The following is a 21,984-nucleotide window of genomic DNA, read 5'->3' as shown; positions in this document are numbered from 1 at the left end:
GGGATCGAAATCTCCAAGGGGAAGGCCTGGACGAGCGTAGCCATGCAAATGCCCACGGCTAACTTAGCCCAGTCGGCGCTTCCCGGCGGTCAACACTATGGGGTCAACACGACAAACCAAGGGACAGTCACCGTCTTGGGAGGCGGTATCCCACTCGTTCACGAAGGCATGACCGTCGGCGGTATCGGCGTCGCCGGAGGCACCATGGAGCAAGACATGGAAGTGGCCAATGCCGCCGTTCAAGCGTTCGCCGCTGTAGTCGGAATGAAATAGCAGTACAAAAGAGACAATTTTACCGCCTTTTCAAAAAGGGCGGGTTTTCTTTGTTCCAAACTCAACATTCGAATTTAACATAGGCCGTCATGGTAGAAACTTTTACACCAAATCGCCTTCCCCGAGCAAAGAGGCATTGGAATTCTTTCAATTGGTTCAGGGAATATGGGCGCGACACGGGGTAAAAGATGGGCAGCTGCAAGGAAGCGGTAGCGTTCGGCGAGGTAATCGTAAAGGCCGCGATATTCGCGGCTTTTTGTAGTTATGGGATCAAGTTCTCGTCAAAACCAAATGACAAGAACTTGATCCCGTTTCCGAAATTGACAAGAACTTAATCTCATTCCCGACGGTTGGCAGGGGTGACTGATCGAGGGCAAGTGGGAAGACGGCCGGATGCTGCTGTCGATCCGCGACAACGGTCCGGGCAATCCGGGGCGGCTGACGAACCACCGGCGCCGCCTATCGCCCACAACGCGCCCGTAGCTCATCCGGTTCCTTGCTCCCAAAAAGCGCTTAAATTAACCGTTACAACTTCAATTACCTCTCCTACCATTGACTCGATCGTGCGAGTTTGAATCTCCCTGCTCCACTGCAGGGCCGACCCGAATATGCCCCAACTGACCACAAGAGCCGTGGCTTCCCGATTTTCTTGCAAGCCGTTCCGTTTAGGCCCCGATATTAACCATTGGAGCAGGAGACGATACAATTCCTTTTGCATGGCGTTCTCCAGCAGCGGCTCAAATTGCTTGTCCCCCGGCGTGAGGTACTGTCGAAATCGTACTAGAAATTGAAAGACGGTCTGAACAAGGATATACAAATTATCCGGACTGAAGGCGGCATCATCCGGCAGTCTTTTTTGGAGAATAAGTTGAAACTTCTCGGTCATCCAATAAGCGAGAAACGCGAATTTGTCTTCATAATGGGCATAGAAGGTGGCGCGGTTGACAGCCGCTCGATTCGCAATGTCGTGAACGGAGATGGAATAGATGTTTCTCTTCTCGTCAAGCAAATCGTTAAAGGCTTGCATAAACAACTGGCGGGTTCTCTTTACACGGAGATCGCTAGGATTTACCGGCATGCTATACCACTCTTTCTTCGGATCTCAAAAACAAACAAAACGGCGAATGTGTTGGGAACGCAACGAAACCGGCCTTTTGCTGATTGTTGACCGGTCTCCAACCCTTTATCTTTTACTTATGCGATATATGGTTACACAAATCCGTATCGTTAGCAAATTTTTTACCGAGAAGAAAGGGTGAGAGTAACATGCTGATCGTTACTGGAGCGAATGGCAGGTTAGGCAGGGGCGTGGTCGAGCAGCTGCTTAAACGCCTCCCGGCTGCGCAGATTGGTGTCAGTGTTCGGGATGTGAGCCAGGCGCAGGATTTAAAGGAGCGCGGCGTACGTGTTCGTCATGGCGATTTCATTGAGGCGGAGAGCTTGCTGAATGCTTTTGAAGGCGCGTCACAAGTTCTCTTTGTCTCAACCGGTATGTTGGGAGACGCGGGGATCCGTCAGCACCAAACCGCGATTGAAACAGCAAAGAAATCCGGCGCCGCACGGGTTCTATACACGAGTCATATGGGCTCTTCTTCGACGTCGTATTTTCCGCCTATGGTTCACCATGGAGCGACAGAAGATTTGCTTAAAGAGTCGGGTATGCGCCACACGTCTCTTCGCAACGGTTTTTATGCCTCTTCATTAGTTGGATTAATAGGCGATGCCGTCAACACGGGCGAGTTGATTGTTCCCGAGGACGGTCCGATTGCCTGGACAACGCACTCGGATTTGGCCCAAGCTACGGCAGTGATCTTAACCGAGAAGAACTGGGATGGACCCTCTCCGAATCTAACGGCCTCTAAAGCGATTGATATGGAGGGGGTTGCGGCGATGGTATCGGATATCATCGGCCGGCCTATCTATCGTAAGGTCGTAACGGACGAAGCGTACCGGGCGCATCTGACAGCACAAGGTTTTCCGGAAGCGCGCATTGCCATCACCTTGGGTTTATTCCGTGCCAGCCGTAACGGGGACTTTGCGCAAACGAGTAACGCTTTAGCGGACCTGATCGGGCGACCTCCGTTGACGTTATACGACTTTTTAAAAGTGTCTTTACCTTTATAGACGCGCTGTGAAATTCGTGCAACGAAAGGGCCATCCCTCTAGGGTGGCCCTAAAACCATGGAGGCGAATGCGGTGCCGCTGTTTATTCATTAGTAATTCTCGAGAAATAGCTAATGTTCATGGAGCTAACGGGACACGATAGTTGAACGCATCGAGCAGTTTGCCGCCGGCAGTTGCTCTTAATCCTTGAAGTAACGGGCAGTTTTAATTAACAGACGCGCCAGCTTAGCACAAACGGCTTTTCGCCTAACGCGAGAAGCCGTTTTTTAAGTTTAAGCGGCGTTTGGGAGGAATCTGGGAAGCGGCATACTCGCTGCCGGTAGGATGACCGGCTTGATCCAGGCAGAATCGATTTCGAATAAGAAACAGGAGTACCGAAAAGTAGCCTGTTTCTTTTTTTATGAATTTTACCCGGTACGGATAGGGGGGTTCCCCCTTCAGGACGGCGAAGCTTGTTCTTCCTATTTTACTGAAAATGGCAACCAATGAAGGGGAAATCCGGCTATTGGCGAATTTAAGGGGTCGATCATTAGCAATGAGGTGGTAAGGGGATTTATTTTGTCCCGAGCACCCTTGCTTTCACAGAAGGGAGGTAAAGTCTCAAAGCTGTAAGCGGATAATCAAATCTGACTGGAAAGGATACATCCTCATGCGATTTCGGCATCTGCATTCGATCGTTAATCAGCTGTTTTTGTTTTGTTTTATCGGCATGACGCTTCCGGTACTTGTGATGGGCTTCCTGTCCTATAACAAATCTTCGGCTATTGTGGAGGAGCAGGTTAGCAAGGTCGCGTCCCTTACCATCACGCAGGTCAGCGATAAACTGAATCTGTTCTTCAAGAAGCTTGACGACTCCTCCATGATGGTGCTCAACAGCAAGCTCATTCAGGAAGTATTGGAGCAAAAGTCGGATGTCACCCCTTACGAACTCAATGAGATGGTGAAGAACAGCAAAGAGCTGCTAACATCCATTATGATCAATTCCACGGAAATTCTTGACATCTACATCTTCGATGTAAAACGCAACAACTCCGTGTTCAGCGGAGATTCTCTCATGTCCGTCCCCGATCAATGGGATTCGGACTGGTATGAAGCCATCCTGAAGGCGAACGGCAATACGGTCTGGTTCGGCATTTCGCAAACCTCATACCTGAAGAAAACGGAAACGGGCTTTCCCGTATTCGGGTTGGGCCGCGCCATCCGCAGCTGGGAGACGGGGGAGATCATCGGCGTGATGTTCTATGAAATCATGGCCGATCTGCTCATTGACGAGCTTGATCGCGTGCAGTTCGGAGATACCGGCTATATCTATGTGACCAATGACGAGAACCGTTATTTCTATCACCCCGACCCGGCGGAATACGGACAAGCCTCAAGGATCGAGCTGACGGAGAAGATGCGGGATAGCGATAAGAAGAAAACGCTGGTTATTCCCGAGAAACTGGATAACGGCTGGCATGTAGTCGGTGTTGTTCCGCTGAAGGAGCTGACCGCAGACTCCGCTAGCATCCGCAATTTTACGCTTTGGATCGCGTTGGGCGCCATCGTGCTTGCTATCGGCATGGGGGTATTCGGAATCCGCATAATCGGCAATCCGCTCGTTAACCTTAGCCGGCTGATGAAGAAGGGCGAAGCCGGGGATCTGACGGTCAGAAGCGGTCACATCGGACGAAACGAAATTGGCCAGCTGGGGCGCAGCTTCAACAAAATGATCGGACAGATCGCGCTCTTGATCGAGCGTATCTCGAAAGAGGAATCGGAGAAGAAGAAGGCCGAAATCCGGGCACTGCGCTACCAGATCAATCCCCATTTCTTGTACAATACGCTGAACTCCATTCGCTGGATGGCCAAGCTCAACCGCACGAATGATGTGGATAATGCCGTTACGACGCTGGTTCAGCTGCTGGAAGGGAGCCTGGAACGGGGAGGCGTGTTCGGCACCATCGGCGGTGAGCTTGAGCTTCTGGAGAAATATATGATTATCCAGGAATACCGGTACGAGAACAAGATTGAGCTGTATACCGACTGTCCGGAAGAATTGCTCGACGTTCCGATCCCCCGCATGCTGCTGCAGCCGATCGTGGAGAATGCCATCTTCCACGGGATTGCTCCCAAGGAGGAGAAGGGGACGATCGCCATCCAGGTTCGGCAGCTGGGGGAGGATCTGCATATCCGGATCCAGGATGACGGAGTCGGCATGGACAAGGAGCTGATCAGCCAGCTGCTGATCAGCAGCAAGGAGCGTACGACGAAAGGGATGACGAGCATCGGGCTGCGGCATGTGGATCAAACGGTCAAGCTGTATTACGGTAGTGCCTACGGGGTAAAAGTGTCCAGCGCAGAAGGGGAAGGCACTTCGGTGCTGATTACGTTCTCGCGGAGAAAGGAGGACAAATATGTGCAGAGTGCTGCTCGTTGACGATGAATTCATGGCCAGGGCCGGACTTCGCGCGACGTTCGATTGGGAGGGAAACGGCTACCGGCTGGTGGGCGAAGCCGCAAACGGCATGCGTGCGATGAAGTGGCTCGAGAACGGGGAAGTGGATATTCTGATTACGGATATCGCCATGCCGGTGATGGACGGACTCGAGCTGACGCGCCGGGCGCGGGAATTGTGTCCTTGGGTCAAGGTTCTGCTGCTCAGCTGCCATAGCGATTTCGATTATGTGCGGGAAGGGATCAGGCTGGGCGCGTCCGATTATATCTTGAAACCGACATTGAACGCGAATTCGCTCAAGACGATTCTCGACCAGATGCGGGTGCAGCTCCGGGAGGAGCAGGCGAATCGGGAGCTGCTCGAGAAGTATCGGGACAAACAGCTTGCCGAACAGCAGGAAGAGCTGGAGAAGCTGTTGATTGAGGCCGTTCGCGGCAATGAGGAGGCCTGTGCTTCGCTGATCGTGAATCTGACGGATACTCCGCATCGTTACGGCATGGCTGTTCTTCAGGTTCATGGCATCAAGCCGCATGCTCTGGAATCTGAAGTCCGGCTGGGGCGGGGGATTGAATCCATGAAGACCCTTTTGTATGAAAGGTTGGAAGCTCCCGCTGCCGCCGCAATCCACCCGGATCTGCTGATAGCGGTTATTCCCGAACGGGTATTGTCGGCGGGGCGGGCGGAGGAGGTTGTCGGCCAAGCCGTCCGGGGCGCGGAGCTGGCCGATGATGTGTATACGGCTGGGATCAGCCGGCTGCATGGGGATCTGCGGGAACTTCAGGCTGCTTTTGCAGAAGCGCAGCAGGCGCTCGAGGATACATTCTTTTACGGTCCGGGCAGCATCGTGACGGCGGAGGAAAGGCCTCAGCCAGCTCGCCAGCCTCTTCCCGATCATGGCGACATTTTGCATCTGCTCAAGGAAGCGCTGGCCGTGGAGAATCATTGCGAAGCCTTGCTCCAGCTGAAGCGGATCACCGGCCATTGGAGCCGCCAATTCAAGACGAAGCAGCAGGTCATTGTTGAAGCCGAGCAGATGCTCAGCCTGCTCACGTTAAGCAAGCATAACGATACGGCGATGGTGCATCATATTCGCAAGCTTAGCAAGCTTGATTTTGCGGCAGATATTGCGGAGCATGTGGAGGCCTGCTTTAGCGGCAGGCCGGTGCCGGACGACTCCGGAATTCCGGACATCACGCTTCACGGTCGGATTGTGATGCAGGCGGTGCAGTTCATGACGGAGCATTTTACCGAGGCGATTTCCCTTCAGCAGGTGGCGGATGAAGTCAATGTCAGCCGGAATTATTTCAGCGAAATGTTCAAGAAGGTGACGGGGAAGAACTTTATCGATTATCTGATTGCCCTGCGGGTCAACAGGGCCAAGGAGCTGCTCACGGAGTCAACGCTGAGGGTCTATGAGGTCGCGGAAAAGTCGGGCTTCAACGACGTCAAGCACTTCAGCAAGCAGTTCAAGAAAATTGTCGGGCTTTCGCCGGGCGAATATCACGGACAGCCCCATAAACCGGGAGGAGAAGCAAACAGCGGAAAACAAGACACATGATCGGAACAAAAGCCGTTTTGTTGAAAAATCTCGTATTTTATACTAAAAGCGCTTCCATTCGTAGAGGTGGGGCATGGGTGGACAATTTAAAGGAGGAATTCGTAATGAAAAAGCAAAAATGGTCGCTGCTGGCTCTTGTTCTTACTCTATCGATTCTGCTGCAGGCTTGTGCGGCAGGCAATGAAGAAGGTCAGACCGAAGGGGGAAATACAGCGCCGCCCAAAGGGGAGAAAGTGAAAATTACCTGGGCGACATGGGGAAATCCTGGCGAATTGACAAGATTTCAGGAATTTACCAAGGATTTTAACGCCAAGCATCCCGATATTGAAGCCGAGCTCATTCCGATCCCTGGCGAATACGATCAGAAAATCCTCACGCAGCTTACGGGCGGCAAAGCGCCGGATATCTTTTATGCGGGTGATGCCTTCATCGTGAAGCTGATTGAGAATGGCAGCATTGAAGAGCTGACACCCTTGATGGAAGTGTCGGGCAGCACGCTGAAGAAGGAGGATTACTTCGAAGGACTGTGGGGCGCAGCGCAGCGCGACAACAAAATTTACGGCATCATGGTGGACTGTAATCCCATGGTTCTCTGGTACAACAAGAAGGTGCTGAAGGATGCAGGCGTCACGGATATGCCTGCAGATCTTCAGGAGAAGGGCGAATGGACGTGGGACGCATTCAAGCTGATGACCGAGAAAATCCGCACGACCGGCAAATACGGCTATGTGCTGGATAATTCCTGGAACAGCACCCACAGCTGGGTAACCGCAAACGGCGGTAAAGTATATGACGAGTCCGGAGCCTATGTCGGCAACTCCGATCCCAAAGCAAAGGAAGCCTTCCAGTTCCTCTATGACAATGTGAAGGCCAAAAATATTACGTTCTCCGGTACGCTTCCCAAAGGTCAAGGCGGCGATGCCATGTTCATGTCCAATCAGGTCGGATTTGTCGGCGCCGGACGCTGGTACCTCCCGCTGTTCAAGAAAAATGCCAGTCTCGAATATGACGTGGTAACCTGGCCGACCAATACAGGCAACAAAATCGAGCCAGCCGGTATCCCCACTGCTTATATGGTATTGAATAAAGCGTCCAAGCAAAAAGAAGCATCCTACAAGTTCCTGACGGAGTTCGTCAGTAAAGAAGGCCAGATCTATCGCCTGAAGGGCGGCGGCAACGCGGTTCCGTCCGTCAAAGGAGCGGACGATGTCGTGCTGGAAGGCAATCTGCCGGAGCATGCGAAGCTGTTTCTCGATGCCCGGGAAGTCGGCTATGCGCTGACGCCTGCCGAAGCCGGCATTCCCGGACTCAGCGCAGACATTAATTCCCGCTTTGAAGCGCTATGGCTCAAAAACGAGGATCTGGATACGGCCATGCAGGAGATTCAGGATCTTGCCAACAAAAAAATCGACGAATATAAGAAGAAATAAGGCCAGCAAAAGAAAGTTGGGATGACGATGGATGTGAATACCAGGCAAGCACAGGCAGCAGGCACCATAAGCCCGGAAATCGGCCCGCAACGGCAGCCCTTGAATAACAAGACAACGGACCGCTTCTGGGGATACTTCTTCATTTTCCCGCAATTCGTCGGGCTGCTCTGTTTCTCGCTGCTTCCGCTCATTATGGCATTTGTGCTGAGTTTGATGAAATGGGATGGCTTCGGAGAGCGGTCATTTGTCGGATTGGATAACTTTATCTCCCAATTCAAGGATGAAGAATTCCGGATCGCCATTGTCAATACGCTTTATTACACCTTGCTGACGGTGCCGACCGGCATTTTGCTGGCTCTGCTCGTCGCGATCGGGCTCAACCGGGTAAGGGGGAAGGTGATCTACCGGCTGATCTATTTCATGCCGAACATCACGATGTCGGTTGCGGTAGCCGTCGTATTCATGTGGTTGTTCAACGCGGATTTTGGGCTCATCAATCTGTATTTGAAGGAATGGTTCGGGATCAAAGGGCCGATGTGGCTGACGGATACGCGTTTTGTGATGCCGTCCATCGCGATGCTCAGCATCTGGATGGGGCTTGGCGGCAATATGGTGCTGTTTCTTGCGGGTCTGCAGGGCATATCGGCAAGCTATTATGAAGCTTCCCAGATTGACGGAGCAAGCAAGTGGCAGCAGCTGCGCCATATTACCATTCCTTTGATTTCGCCGACCACCTTTTTTGTCACCATCATGTCGATCATCGGTTCCTTTCAGGTATTCGACCAGTCCTTCGTCATGACCTCGGGAGGACCGGCCAAGGCTAGCTATACCATTGTGTTCCATATTTACGAGACCGCGTTTGTAGATTTTACATTTGGCAAAAGCACGGCGGCTGCGGTAATCCTGTTTCTGATCATCTTGTCGCTGACACTGGTTCAAATGGGCATATCCAAACGCTGGGTACATTACGAGGACTAATAGATTCGGTAAGGAGGAGCAGCGATATGCAGCTAAAAGGCATCCGTATTTCCACCCTGGCGCTCCATCTTGTGCTGATTCTGGGGGCTTGCGTAATGGCACTCCCTTTCGTCTGGATGGTGCTTAGCGCGTTGAAGGATTTATCGCAGGTATTCATCGTGCCGCCGAAGTGGATTCCAAGCCCCTTCGTCTGGTCCAACTTCAAGGACTCTCTGACGGCGCTGCCATTTGGCCGGGCATACTTCAACAGCTTCTATATTAATGTGATCGTCGTTCTGTCGCAGCTGCTAACCTGTTCCATGGCCGCTTATGCGTTCGCCAAGATCCGTTTTCCCATGCGCGAGCCGCTGTTTCTGATGTTTCTGGCCACCATGATGGTTCCCGGACAGGTTACGATTATTCCGCTGTATCTCATTATGAAGAACATCGGCTGGCTGGATTCCCATCTGTCGATCATTGTTCCCTCTGCTTTGCTGAATGCCTTCGGGGTGTTTCTGCTACGCCAGTTCTTCAAAGGCATTCCCAAGGAGATGGAAGAGGCGGCTATCGTGGACGGGGCGAACCGATGGACGATTTACTTGCGGATTATGCTGCCTTTGATCAAGCCGGCCTTATCGGCGCTGGGGATATTCACCTTCCTCGGCATGTGGAACAACTTCTTTAATCCGTTGATTTTCCTCAACAGCCCGGATAAGTTCACCGTTCCGATGATGCTCAACCTGTACCGGGGCATGTACGCGACGGATTGGACCCTGATGATGGCGGGAGCGGCGATCGCGCTTATACCGGTGCTCATCGTCTATATCATCGGGCAGCGGTATATTATCGAGGGCGTAACGCTTTCGGGCATCAAAGGCTGAAGGTTTAAATCGCAATCGGAAGCAAGGGGTCCTCCCGGGGGCTCCTTTTCCGGCTGCAGAGTAAGACGTCGCTCTTTCAATGACCGGGGAAAGGTATACGAAAACAAGTATGCTCCTCAATGGATATATTGGTGTGAGCGTTTTAAATCGATGAATGATGTTATTGGAGGTCATACGACTTGGAAAAACCATTGTTAATTATCGTCAATGGACTTCCTGGCTCAGGAAAGACAACTTTAGCAAAGCGACTTTCTAAAGACGCGCGGTTTCCAGTAATCTCCCGAGACGGTCTATATGAGACCCTGTACGATGCCTTAGAATGTCAAGAGAATGGGTGTCCGCCGTTGATAGCACCTGCAACGTTTACCCTCTTATACTCAGTCGCAAGTTCATTACTATCAGCCGGGAAGTCCTTAATAATCGAAGGTTTTTTTGGTCGACCGGAACTAAGAAGTGCAGAGTTTCATAAATTGAAAGAGGCTTACGATTTTGAGCCATTTCAAATCATGTGTAACGGGGATGGAAAGGTTCTCTTGGAGCGTTTCCTTGCTCGTATAGGGACAACAGAACGACACATCGGACATCGTGATCTGGAATGGATTCAACAAGATGAAAACAAAGAACGACTCTTACACGAAAATCTTACGCCACTTGCTATTGGTGGTACAGTCCATAGAATCAACACAACAACACCCCGCAGTTTGGATTATGTTGACTTACTCCAGCGAATTCTTTTCACGCAAGAAAGTTTATTGCGCTAACGGGACACGATAGCTCAATTATGACACGACGGCAGCCGGCCTTATAACGATCGGCTGCCGTCGTTGCGCTAACGGGCAGATTAATTCAATCATGAGTCTAGCATCTTTCCTGGACTTAGCTTATTATTGGAAGAATTAATTGGAGGAGAGATGCAGATGTCGGTCATACAGGCAATTGTATTAGATCTGGACGGAACATTGCTCGGCAGCGACAACTCCATATCGTCTAGAAATTGCGAGGCTGTTAAACGGTGTTATGATTCGGGAATCCATATTATCGTCGCCACGGCGCGACCGCCCAGAGCGGCCAATCAATGAGCCAAAGTTCTATAATGATCGGTTTTCGTCGGCTAGGCCTCCCAGTTCCTCCAGGGATAGTTTGTCGACTAGATCATATCCGTTACCAAATCCGTTTGGCTTCACTACAACGGTTCCAAGGTTCGGAATTTGACCCAACCCAACCCCTGCCGGAAAACTGTGAGCGATAATTATTTGATTTCTTCCCGGGGGCGGCTGTTTTCCCAATACCGTTCCGAGTTTATTTAATATAGTTGACTGTTCACCGGGACTCAAGCTACCGCTCAGCCTATATATATCGTATCCGGTCGCGTCGACTTGTACATTCTCTCCTCCAAATGCCAGCGTTGCCGTTTCGATCGTCCTGCAAAAAGGACTGGCTTCTACCGGCAAGGAAACGGGTATGCGTAATCTCCGAATTGTCTCCCCGTAGGCGATTGCTTGGCGTCTTCCTTCGTCGGAAAGATTTCGTAGAGTCATACAATCCTGAAAATTCAAGTTTGGTTGATCTTCTCCTACAGTTGCTTCTCCGTGCCTTGTATAAAGAATATAACCCCCTCTACGTAGATCATCTAACAGCGACCTATGAGCGGCTGCGAATGGGTTGCGATATTGTTTTGCTGCCATTGCTTTATATCGGTAAGCCAAAGCCATATTCATAAACTGTTGCTCGGCATACTCATTACATAAAATCGGATCGGCAGCCGATGCCGATTTCAAGCGTTCGAATAGCTCTGCCTGTCTAAAGTGATACAGTTCCATCTTTTCGAAATCCCATACTATTCCATTGATTAGTAGATAAGTCAAAAGTGAACTCTCCTCAAAGTGTGGCATTACACTAAACAACCGTCATAATTATTCAACACATTTTATTCGATTCGCAACTGAACGTGCGGATATTAAGAGTGAGCAAGCCGGTTGAATTCATGGTTGAAGGCTGTTGGAGCTGTAACGATCACGATAGCGAACTTCCTGCGGCCTTTCTGCCCGTTCGGGAGCTTGAACCAGTAATTGATGTGGATCATTTCGCGAATACGCCATAATAAAGAAGAAGAATATATTTCCAAGTACGAAAATCAAGGGTGGTTATGATGGAGAAATTCAGGAGTATTTCCGAAACCTACGTTACATGGCCCATGTGAGCATACTAGCGCAGGAAATGCGTTAATGGTTAAGTGGAATTCTTTAACGGGGTCATTTACTTGGTCAAGCGCGAGAAAAACCAAGCCCGGATTAAATAAACTCAGCCGGTTGTTAAAATTGTGCAGTTAGAATACACGTGCTACACTGAGTACAAGGACTGTGGAGTAACAATTACATGAATACATAGGAGCAGTGTATTATGCAAATTCACATCCCAGGAGAAAGAGAAATTCGTATTCATCATCTAGTATTAGACTTTAACGGAACCATAGCTTTGGATGGAAAACTGCAACAGGGTGTAAGGGAAAGACTTGTAAAGTTAGAGAAATTGTTTACGATCCATGTATTAACTGCGGATAGTAATGGAAGTGCAGCAAGAGAATGCGCCGGATTGCCTGTAATACTACAGATTATTAGTCAAGATGACCAGCGAGAGAAAAAGCGCAGTTATGTTTGTAATCTCTCTCCAAAAGGCGTTGCAGTTATGGGCAACGGTGTCAACGATGAGTTAATGTTCCGGCAAGCTGATCTGGCAATTGCAATTGTTGGCAAAGAAGGATGCGCAACGGTAACCTTAATGGCTAGCCATATCGTTGTAAATAATATTGCAGACGGACTAGACCTTTTATTGCAACACCATAGACTTGTCCCTACTCTTAGAAAATAAAACAACGGTTTTTAATTCCGTTAGAGGCTTGATGGTTGAGTTTTATGGACGAAAACGGGAAGAAGCACCTGACGGCGGCGGAGGGCTGCAGCGCGTGCAGGAGCTGCTCTGCCATTGTTTTGAACATCCTCAGTTCGCTGCTATGGATGTTATGGACCAATAAGATACTTCCCAATATGTTCGAATGGAAATTGTAAAAGGCTCAAAGGACTGAATGGAAACTTCTTGCTCAAGATGACAACTGCGTACATCGCGGCTGCAACGGACATTAATCCAAGATAGGCGACGCCCGCTGTCACCTCGTGTTTACGGAACAGCCTGCGGACTTGAATGGTAGTTACGGCAGACAACAGTGCCAAAAATAAGAGTACGTTTAGAATTTGCATTATTTGCCTTCTCTCGTTTCAACATTTCGATGCAGCGGTCTCTTTGCGAACCCCGTTCCGATGACGGATACATTCGCATGAGTTAAGACGTCGATTTGCGGATAGAGGTCTTCCCAGGAAGAGGCTAGTCGTTTCCACTCCCGAGGATGGGTGGCATGAAGGATGCGCCCGAATCCGAACACATCGGCCTTATAAAGCTGCTGACTCTTCTTGACGGAAGAGTCGACGGCGCGATTAACCTGAGCGGAGAGAAGCGCATTTACCATCCGTACGTTTAGGGGCTGAGTGTAATCCAGGTCGGTCCCGTTTTCAATTAGCTCGCAATTGCTTTGTACAGAGATATGCATGCGGATCTTTTTGCCGATTATTTCGGGGCGAATGCTGTGTTTGGACGAGAGAATATGCACGCTGACGTTGCCGTGTCCTTGCGGGACGTACGTGGTCAAATAAGCATCCATCATATTTGCCGTAGCCCATTTCAGGGCGCGGGTTTCGTCATCATTAAAATAACCGACTAGCTTTAAATGATTGAAGATACCGACGCCGTATAATTTAATGCGCGGTCCGGAAATTGTCGCAGCCGACGCTCTAGATTGGGTGGACCCTTGTTCTTGATTGACCTCGAAAGCGCCCATGACCGGTTCGATTCCTTCTGATGCGGCAATCGCATCGAAATTCATGATCGTTGATGCTATCCCGGAAGGCTGCATATGCAGATCTTGAAATTGATCTGCCGGAATGGATTCGAGCGTTACCGGACAATTCAAGATCGTAGCCGCATCTGACCCTTTGGCAACGAATACCATATTCCTCATCCGCATATCGATTTCGCGATGAAAACTGTCAAAAACGTGGTCGAGTCCATGCCGTGCCATCCGTTCGCCGATGATGATGACTCTTCGATGCGAATAGTACAGCTTGAGATGAATTTTTTGCTGCAATTGTTGTCGCGTATCTGCCAGCGTCTTTCCTTTTGCGCCAATGACGAAAAATGATTTCTGATTGCTACTGCCTCCACTGGATTGCATCGGTGAAGGAATCGCGATCTGGACGCTTTGCGTCAAGGTGCCATCCGGATTGAGATCCAGACCGGTTGCGGTAACGATCGCCAAATCTTTTACTTCTTTTCGATCCCAGCAGCCGGTCGTCGCGAGTAAGCTTGCGATAACCAAGACGACGATTAGGTGTCTATTCATCATATACAATCCTCCGGTTTGAACGGATCCAATCAATGCCCAATAGCATCGTCGGGATTAGATTGGCTCCAATAAAGCTGGCAATCGGAAACGAATAGAAGTAAAACCGCAAAATCGCATCCATCCCGGAGGAGCTTTTCATCGTCCAAAGCGTGCCAATAAAAATGATCAGCATGACGGGCAGGGATAATGTGCGTTGATTTTCGACTTTAAACATCCGACTCACGCAAAGACAAGTAACAAAAAGAAAAGTGGCCAACTTCAAGAAGCCTACGGAGACCCAAATTGGCAGAAAAACGGGATCAATCCTCTCCAGCACATCGCCTAAACTGATATAGCGAATTACCGCGGCATAGGGGAACGGAAACTCTGACACGAGCGGGCCTTCGACCAGCGTGCATTCGAGTACCGTTTTCAGCATAAAGAGCGTAATGATGACCGTCGTGTACAAGGAAGCCTTGCGCGCTCGTTTAGGTTGATTCATGAAGGGAATCAAGAACGCGATGAGCATGACCTCGCCCAGCCATCCGCTGGGCACCGAGGCTCCCCGCAGGATGGAGACCAGCCCATTTTCCGCGACCGGGCGCAGATAGATCGCATTCCAGTCGCGGATCGTGAGCAGAAAGATCAAGGAAGCGATGACGACCATAATCGGAAAGATCATTTCGCCGCATCGGCCTATGACGCCGATCCCGCACCATGCCGCTGCCCCGCAAATGGCGAACAGCATGAGTAGAAGCACGACGTGAGGGGTGAGCGGGTGAGAGATCAAGGAGATGAGATCCACGATAACTTTCGCGATCACGCTCGTGTATACAAAGAGCAGGCATAGATAAAAAGCTTCAACGAATAGGCTGAACCATTTCCCTAGAATGCATCTGCTGTACTCGATGAGCGTCATTTTAGGGTAACGGGCGGCCAATGCAGTCGAAACCAAGATACACCAAATGCTTGTGACTGGTGCTATCAGAATGGACAACCATGCGTCCTGCTTGGAGAATTGCGCGGGAAAAGCCGCAATATTAAAGATTTCAGTCCCTAGTACGGAAACGCTCATAATGATCATAAATTGCCATTGGGAGATTTTCTCTGTTGGCATCATCTCGACCTCCGCGTTTTATTCGCCTTGATTGCGAGAATCGGGCTGCTGCCCCGGTGACATTCTGAAGCGATTCTGCGTGTTGGCCGGCTTTGGCCGCGTGCCCATGTTGAACCACGTTTTACGAATGAACACGTCCTTCAATCCTTCCGGCGAGAGCGGTGCCACCGGATATAGATACGGCAACCCGAAAGAACGCAGCGCGGCCAAATGGATGATGATGGCGAGAATGCCGATCATTAAACCAAAAAAGCCCATAAAACCAGCCAGCAATAACAGCGGGAATCGTAACAAGCGAAACGCAAGTCCGAAATTATAACGGGGAATAATGAACGACGCGATTCCGGTTGTGGCTACGACAATCACCACCGGGGCCGAAATAAAACCGGCCTGAACCGCGGCTTGACCAATGACGATTCCGCCAACGATGGTAACGGCAGAGCCGACGCCTTTCGGGAGCCGGACGCCCGCTTCGCGCAAGGCTTCAAACGTAATCTCCATCAGAAGCGTCTCGATGATCGCGGGAAAAGGGGAGAGACGCTGCGATGACGCGATGCTAAGGAGGAGGTTTGTCGGCAGAGCCGGATGGTCGTAACTGACCAAGGAAACGTATAAGGAAGGCAGAAATAAGGAGACGGACATGAATAAGATGCGGAGCCAACGAATGGGCGTCGCAATCATCGATCGCTCGTAATAATCCTCGCTTGCCTGCAACCCGGTCCAAAAGGTCATCGGCAGCACCAATGCAATAGGCGTCCCCTCGGTTAAAACGGCTACTTTGCCTTCAAGAAGACTCCCGATTACGACATCGGGGCGTTCGGTATTCTGGATTTGGGGAAATGGCGAATAAGGGGTATCCGTTATGAATTCCTCGATATACCCGGACTCCAGTACTCCGTCGATTTGAATCTGCTGAAGCCGGCTGCGAACATCATGGAGCAGTTCCTCCTCCGCAATGGCTTTCAAATAGACGAGCGCGACCTCCGTATGCGAAAGCGTGCCGATCGAGAACGTCTCGATTTTTAAATGAGCGCTCCGAAGCCGCTTGCGCAGTAAGCTGGTGTTCGTCACTAAACTTTCCACGAAACCTTCGCGAGGGCCTCGAATGACCGGCTCCGAAGGTGGATCTTCGATCGCTCTTCCTTCCGATCCAGGAACGCTTGCGGCAAGTCCATGGGATTCGCCTTCAAATAAAAAAACGACTTCGCCTTTCAACACGCCATCGACGACTTCAGAGATCAATGTAACCTTTCTGGACATGCTGACCGGAACGAGCCTCTTTTGAAATACAGAGCCTATGCCGTCCAAACGGTCGGACGTCGACTGTGCCTGCGCATGACCGGCGACCAGTTGATTCAAAATCAATTCATCGAGATGTTTCGTATCAGGTAAACCGATGATATAGATGGCAAGCGTTTCGATCTGCATGGGCATTGGAGCGCTATGGAATACAACATCGGAGCAATCATGGAATATCGCTCTTAACCGTTGTTCGTTTGTCGACATGCTCGAGCTTATCGGATGATTGTAGTCGGTAGGCTGATGAAGGGTACGAATAGCGGCTTCGGTACCCGTGCCGGACGGGTATTTTCGGAATTTCATAACAAAGATCTCCTTAGGCAGTGGTTAAGGGATGATGGTACTACCTTGCCCGGAATTGCTTGCATTATCCATTTATTGCTTTCCTTGGTTAAAATTCAATATTTCCCTCATACCTGCGGCCAAGTAAAAATTTGATATTCTTATTATACGGACGGGCTTATTGGCGATGCATCGCCTCATTACCCTGAAGACGTTACGACTGACAGGGAAGAGGGCTTAGTGTTGATGTGAATATAGCCTTGCAAGACATCCGTAATAGGAGGAGAGTATAGTGCTTTGTGTATTGGTTATCGACGATGAGCCCGGGCAAAGAAGGATTCTGTCCGGGGTCATTCGCGAGTATCGCAAGGAATTTGAAGTCTTGGAAGCCAAAAACGGAGAGAAAGCCCTTTGATTTGCCGGGAAAGACGATCAATATGATCTTTCGCGATATCCGGATGCCCGAACCAGTCGGCGGCTGGCCGAATTACACAAACGGGAGGCGTCGTGCAGTGGAACAATTGAAGGCCAAGCAAGTCAGCGTTCGTGATGGTGATCTAAAACGCAGGGAAGCGGCGAACAGGGCGTATTTGATGATGCTGGACAGCGATCATCTTCTCTTTAACTACAAGCTCGAGGCCGGCCGATACTCGGGCAGGGGAATCCCTGCTGATGCGCATGGAGGGTGGGAATCGCCGGTCTGTCAGCTGCGAGGCCATTTTCTCGGACATTGGCTGTCGGCGGCTGCACTTCACTATGAGCAGACCGGGGATCCGGAATTGAAAGCGAAGGCGGACCTCATTATTCGGGAACTGGCTGAATGCCAGAGCGACAACGGCGGGAAGTGGGCTGGACCAATTCCTGAGAAATATTTGCACTGGATAGCCGAAGGAAAAGAAGTCTGGGCGCCCCAATACAATTTGCACAAGCTGTTTATGGGACTTGTCGACGCTTATCTGTATACGGGAAACGAACAGGCTCTGGAGATCGCGGATTCGTTCGCGGACTGGTTTGCCGACTGGAGCCGGCAATTTACCAGAGAACACTTTGACGATATTCTGGACGTTGAGACCGGCGGAATGCTGGAGGTCTGGGCGGATCTTCTGCGCCTCACAGGCAAAGATAAATACAAGGCGCTGTTGGAGCGCTACTATCGCAGTAGACTCTTCAAGCCGCTGCTCGAAGGAAAAGATCCGCTGACGAACATGCATGCGAATACGACAATCCCGGAGGTGCTCGGTTGTGCCAAAGCGTATGAAGTGACGGGCGAATCGCACTGGATGGATATCGTTGAGGCTTATTGGAAGTGCGCCGTCACGGAGAGAGGATATCTGGTTACGGGAGGGCAGACGGCCGGCGAGGTCTGGATGCCAAGAGGGAAGATGAAGGCCCGGCTCGGGGACAAGAATCAGGAGCATTGTACGGTCTATAACATGATTCGGTTGGCGGACTTTCTGTTCCGGCATTCCGGCGACCCCGGCTACGCCCAATATATCGAATACAATCTGTATAACGGCATCATGGCGCAAACCTATTATCAGGAATACTCCCTGGCCGGGGATAAGCACGACTATCCCGCGACGGGGCTGTTGACGTACTTCCTGCCGATGAAGGCGGGATTGCGCAAGGTCTGGAGCAAGGAAAAGGACAGCTTCTTTTGCTGCCACGGTACCATGGTTCAAGTAAACGCAGTCTGGAACAGTTGGCTGTATTATCAGGATGAAGCCGGGATTTATGTCGGACAGTACTTTGATTCCGAATTGACGGCGGAGATCGGCGGGGATGCCGTACGGATTGTTCAGACTCAGGATCGCATGAGCGGAAGCATGCTCAGCTCGTCTAATACAGCGGGGCATCAGGGGATTAGCGATATTACCGCAATGCACGAAAATATGCCTAGGTACCGGAAGTACGATTTTGTCGTGCGCGCCTCTGCGGGGAGCATGTTTTCGCTGCGCTTCCGAATTCCGGAATGGATCGTGTCCGATGCCTCAATTTATGTGAACGGTGTCCTCCAGGGGAAGACGGCAAACAGCAGCCAATTCTATTCCGTTCGCCGAACCTGGGAGGAAGGCGACATCGTCAGCGTCATCCTGCCGATCGGGATCCGCTTTATTCCGCTGCCGGACGACGAGGACATAGGAGCCTTCCGTTTCGGCCCCGAAGTGCTCGCAGGGATAAGCGAGAACGAGAGGATGCTGTATGTTGAAAAGGAAAAGGTCGAGGCCGAGATTGAGATGGAAAATGAGCGCGAATGGGGAAGCTGGCGGTACTTTTTTAAAACGGTCAATCAGGACCCGGTGATTTCGTTAAGGAGAATCCGGGATATCGGCTATGAACCGTTTCAAATTTATTTCAAGGTGAAGCCGGCAAAATAGAAGCATCAAGGAGTCGCCTACCATTGGGCATCGGAACGCTCCGGCATAAAGGTAGCCGGGATATCCCGGATGTTCACGGAAAAGTCGCGGCTTGACCCGGAAACATGCTAATTCGAGGAATGCGTATGATTCCTTACGATTAAAAGAAAACCAGCCTTGCTTAGTAAGGCTGGTTTTCTTTTTCCTGAAGCGAGGCACAGCAAAGGCTTGTGGAAATGGGTTGGATGTAGAATGCGGTCGAGCTGGTGCTCAATGTCCTTTATATCCGGCGACAAAGCCCGTGATGAAACTGTAACCGTTTCACGGAGCCGGTTACCGCCGGAAATCACCGGGTGTCGTTCCGGCGATTTTCTTAAATACGCGGATAAAAGAGAACGGGTGGAGATAGCCCACCTTGACGGCAACATTTTGCACAGGTTCGTTAGTGTCCAGAAGTAGCTGCTTCGCCCGCTCCACGCGGAGTTTCACCAGGTAATCGATGAATTTCTCGCCGAAGCTGTCTTTAAAGAGTTTACTTAGATACCTATTGCTTAATTTGAACTCGTTGCTGAGCTGATTGAGGGAAAGATCCGGGTTCGAAAAATTCGATTCGATATATCTTTTCACATCCTGGACCAAATCGTGATTTTGACTGCATTCCCTCTGGGACAGTACGAGATGATAGGTGGACTGTAACACCAGCATGGCGTTCTCCTTAAACTCCTCCAACAATTCAAAATGAGCAAGAAAATAATGTAATTCATGGGAAGCGGATTCCTTCCAGCGGTCCTGGAGGGATTCAGGGAGTTCATTCATTTCCCGATCTAGGTATGAAAGCAGGTACTGAAGCACTTTCTTGATGTCTTCCATACCGAGCAGATGTTTTTTCAACATCTCCATGAGATCCAGATAACTTTGCTCCCAATTCGCTTCGCCGAAACGGTAAGATCGGGCTGTCGAACGAGCCATCTGAACATAGTGAAAAATATCTGATCGCGATTGTTCAGGCAGATCCTTTCGGGTAATCACCCGTGATCGTCCCAAGACGGATTTATACTGGAGCGTTTCGGTGACATTCTTGTAGAGGCGGGGGATGGCTTCAGCTTGATTGGTTACGCCGCCGAATCCGATGGTGAACGTAAAATTCAGATTTTTGTTTGCCCAGCTTAAGGCATTCGTACAAACGGAGAGAATCAAATCTTCCGCTTGGCCGGAATGTTCGCATGTATTCACGAAAACCATAATCCCAAGCCGCGAAGAGTCTACATATTCGGCCCAGCTATTGATTCCCTGGCTGTCCGCCATTTCCTGAACGACGTTAAGCAAAACAAATTTCATGAGATATTGATCCTTCGCGCTGTAGTTGGAGCAAAAATCTGCGTACTTATCAATCTCAAGGACAAGTAACGATAAGAAACGGAACGACCAATTGATGCCGATGCGGTTAAGATCTCTTTGGCATTCGTTCATATGGAAATATTGCACGCCTTCAAGCAATTCGACAAACAGGTGTTTTCGGATGATAGCTTGATTTTCTTTCTGTTTGCTTTCATACTCATTCTCGTTTTGCAGCAGTCTTTCAATGGCGAGCGAGATATAATGCATCTCATCCAGTCCGCTCTTCCCCAGCAATTCGGAGTTTGCGGGAAGGATCTTTTCATTAATTCGTCCGATAATGGATTCGATCGGTTTGTAGTTGATCAAAGTGACATGGATAATCAACAGGGAACCGGCGACGATGGTAAACAGGCCTAAAACAGCCCAGAGGAGGGGGAAATCGGAGAATAAGCCTGTTGAAAATTCCTTGTTGATGCCGCTTTCGATGCTCCAGCCTGTGTAGGACAAGGTGGAATGCGACAAATATTTATCGCTTCCCTTAAGCGTGTCCGCACCGCTTTTCGCATTACTGTAAATGACCTCTCCGCGTCTGTCCTTCAAATCGATACGGTTCACGTTCGAGTTTGACATATGGGAGACCATATCGGATATGGCGGCGACACGGATATTCACGACGAAAAGTCCCTTGCTGATACCCGTAAGCGGCACTTTCCGGGCTAACGTTACGACTTCCTTGGCATAAGGGTGAAGCGGATTCGTGTAATTTCGCTTGCCGGACCAGTACATGATTTCTTCGCTATTGCGCCGGCTCTCAATGAAGTTCCGGTCGGCAAAAGATTGCAAATCCAAAAACTTATTGTTGGATAGCACCAGATCGTCAGAAAAACGGACCAAATAGATCGATTCGACTTCCGGCAGGCCGGAGATGATGCTGTTCAAGATTTGATTCGCGGAATAAATGGAATACACACCGTTCGAGTTATAAAAGTTGGCAACGGCTCCATCCGTCATGATGTGATTGATGGCTACTTTGTCGATTGTCTTCAGCATATTGTCTACGGATTGGGCAATCTGGACGCTAATCGCTTCATTTGCTTTCAGTGTGGAATCTTTTGCGTTTTCGCTCAGCACCGTTATAAAAATGACGAACAGTACGGAGATTACGATCAAGAAGATGGGAAGATAGGAGAATAACGATCTGTAAAACCATCTCTTTTTTTTCTTCATCCCTGAATACATCCCCCTTTGAAGATGACCCGAGCCAATGCAAGCGTGTTGCGGTGTACGGATGATACAAATGGTGCATTGATGGAATAGTGATTGTTGTTGAAAACCAGCCTGTTGTACGGAACGGGCAGCTTTGCCGATCATCGTGCAGGACCACACCGTCATTGTAGTGAACCAAGGTTGCCAAATGAGATGGAAACGTAAATGTAAGCGCTTGTAAAACTGAATCGATCATGGCCTCTGCGCACGATGGTAGGATAATGCGCGAATGA

General features: G+C 50.1%; 17 protein-coding genes. 11 read left to right on the top strand and 6 right to left on the bottom strand.

Annotation, left to right across the window (positions count from 1 at the left end):
- Positions 1 to 273: GlcG/HbpS family heme-binding protein (locus tag BMZ79_RS33005; protein ID WP_143089197.1), on the top strand; the 273-nt coding region annotated here is incomplete at its 5' end.
- A gap of 484 nt (positions 274 to 757) precedes the next feature.
- Here the strand turns inward: BMZ79_RS33005 and BMZ79_RS33000 are convergent.
- Entirely contained in the window at positions 758 to 1,300 is a 543-nt protein-coding gene (locus tag BMZ79_RS33000) for a TetR/AcrR family transcriptional regulator (RefSeq protein ID WP_256253312.1), read from the bottom strand.
- Between the two features lie 239 nt (positions 1,301 to 1,539).
- Here BMZ79_RS33000 and BMZ79_RS32995 point away from each other — a divergent pair, with 239 nt between their 5' ends.
- The 8 genes from BMZ79_RS32995 to BMZ79_RS35765 all read left to right on the top strand — a co-directional run bounded on the left by BMZ79_RS32995 (position 1,540) and on the right by BMZ79_RS35765 (position 10,739).
- Complete coding sequence (locus BMZ79_RS32995) at positions 1,540 to 2,397, top strand: SDR family oxidoreductase (protein ID WP_090649395.1); 858 nt, start codon at positions 1,540 to 1,542, stop codon at positions 2,395 to 2,397.
- Between the two features lie 649 nt (positions 2,398 to 3,046).
- Positions 3,047 to 4,816, top strand: a complete 1,770-nt coding sequence (locus BMZ79_RS32990; protein WP_090649393.1) for a cache domain-containing sensor histidine kinase — start codon at positions 3,047 to 3,049, stop codon at positions 4,814 to 4,816.
- On the top strand, positions 4,794 to 6,392 hold the full coding sequence (locus BMZ79_RS32985; protein WP_090649390.1) for a response regulator: 1,599 nt from the start codon (positions 4,794 to 4,796) through the stop codon (positions 6,390 to 6,392). The genes BMZ79_RS32990 and BMZ79_RS32985 overlap by 23 nt, the downstream gene beginning before the upstream one ends.
- Before the next feature lie 104 nt (positions 6,393 to 6,496).
- On the top strand, positions 6,497 to 7,822 hold the full coding sequence (locus BMZ79_RS32980) for an ABC transporter substrate-binding protein (protein WP_090649387.1): 1,326 nt from the start codon (positions 6,497 to 6,499) through the stop codon (positions 7,820 to 7,822).
- Between the two features lie 21 nt (positions 7,823 to 7,843).
- Positions 7,844 to 8,800 (top strand): carbohydrate ABC transporter permease, encoded by a 957-nt coding sequence (locus tag BMZ79_RS32975; RefSeq protein ID WP_371263837.1) that lies wholly within the window; start codon positions 7,844 to 7,846, stop codon positions 8,798 to 8,800.
- A 26-nt stretch (positions 8,801 to 8,826) separates the two neighbouring features.
- A complete protein-coding gene (locus BMZ79_RS32970; protein ID WP_090649384.1) occupies positions 8,827 to 9,660 on the top strand; it encodes a carbohydrate ABC transporter permease in 834 nt (277 codons plus the stop codon).
- A 179-nt stretch (positions 9,661 to 9,839) separates the two neighbouring features.
- A complete protein-coding gene (locus BMZ79_RS32965) occupies positions 9,840 to 10,421 on the top strand; it encodes a P-loop nucleotide/nucleoside kinase family protein (RefSeq protein WP_090649381.1) in 582 nt (193 codons plus the stop codon).
- Positions 10,422 to 10,571: 150 nt separating this feature from the next.
- Positions 10,572 to 10,739 (top strand): HAD family hydrolase, encoded by a 168-nt coding sequence (locus BMZ79_RS35765; protein WP_090649378.1) that lies wholly within the window; start codon positions 10,572 to 10,574, stop codon positions 10,737 to 10,739.
- Between the two features lie 9 nt (positions 10,740 to 10,748).
- Here BMZ79_RS35765 and BMZ79_RS32955 read toward each other — a convergent pair whose 3' ends face one another.
- The gene (locus BMZ79_RS32955; protein WP_371263836.1) at positions 10,749 to 11,480 is read right to left on the bottom strand and encodes a histidine phosphatase family protein; all 732 of its coding nucleotides are present in this window, start codon (positions 11,478 to 11,480) and stop codon (positions 10,749 to 10,751) included.
- Between the two features lie 580 nt (positions 11,481 to 12,060).
- On the opposite strand from BMZ79_RS32955, the gene BMZ79_RS34055 reads away from it, so the two are divergent.
- Positions 12,061 to 12,528 carry an HAD family hydrolase gene (locus BMZ79_RS34055; protein ID WP_143089195.1) on the top strand — a complete coding sequence of 156 codons (468 nt, stop codon included), beginning with the start codon at positions 12,061 to 12,063 and terminating at the stop codon, positions 12,526 to 12,528.
- A gap of 385 nt (positions 12,529 to 12,913) precedes the next feature.
- Here the strand turns inward: BMZ79_RS34055 and BMZ79_RS32945 are convergent, their stop codons facing one another.
- Genes BMZ79_RS32945 through BMZ79_RS32935 form a run of 3 tightly spaced genes read right to left on the bottom strand, consistent with a single transcriptional unit; the run spans position 12,914 to position 16,811 of the window.
- Entirely contained in the window at positions 12,914 to 14,113 is a 1,200-nt protein-coding gene (locus BMZ79_RS32945) for a Ger(x)C family spore germination protein (RefSeq protein WP_090649372.1), read from the bottom strand.
- Complete coding sequence (locus tag BMZ79_RS32940; protein ID WP_177222468.1) at positions 14,103 to 15,209, bottom strand: GerAB/ArcD/ProY family transporter; 1,107 nt, start codon at positions 15,207 to 15,209, stop codon at positions 14,103 to 14,105. Before BMZ79_RS32940 ends, BMZ79_RS32945 begins: the two co-directional genes overlap by 11 nt.
- A gap of 18 nt (positions 15,210 to 15,227) precedes the next feature.
- Positions 15,228 to 16,811 carry a spore germination protein gene (locus tag BMZ79_RS32935; RefSeq protein ID WP_090649365.1) on the bottom strand — a complete coding sequence of 528 codons (1,584 nt, stop codon included), beginning with the start codon at positions 16,809 to 16,811 and terminating at the stop codon, positions 15,228 to 15,230.
- A 491-nt stretch (positions 16,812 to 17,302) separates the two neighbouring features.
- Between BMZ79_RS32935 and BMZ79_RS32930 the strand changes: the two genes are divergently transcribed.
- A complete protein-coding gene (locus tag BMZ79_RS32930; RefSeq protein WP_090649404.1) occupies positions 17,303 to 19,168 on the top strand; it encodes a beta-L-arabinofuranosidase domain-containing protein in 1,866 nt (621 codons plus the stop codon).
- 312 nt (positions 19,169 to 19,480) lie between these two features.
- Here the strand turns inward: BMZ79_RS32930 and BMZ79_RS32925 are convergent, their stop codons facing one another.
- Entirely contained in the window at positions 19,481 to 21,856 is a 2,376-nt protein-coding gene (locus BMZ79_RS32925) for a helix-turn-helix domain-containing protein (RefSeq protein ID WP_177222467.1), read from the bottom strand.
- Positions 21,857 to 21,984: the final 128 nt, after the last annotated feature.

The sequence above is a fragment of the Paenibacillus sp. UNC496MF genome, from assembly GCF_900113915.1.
Taxonomy (GTDB): domain Bacteria; phylum Bacillota; class Bacilli; order Paenibacillales; family Paenibacillaceae; genus Paenibacillus_Z; species Paenibacillus_Z artemisiicola.
Note: the sequence above shows the minus strand (reverse complement) of the source record. Positions and strands in the feature narration are given on the sequence as shown.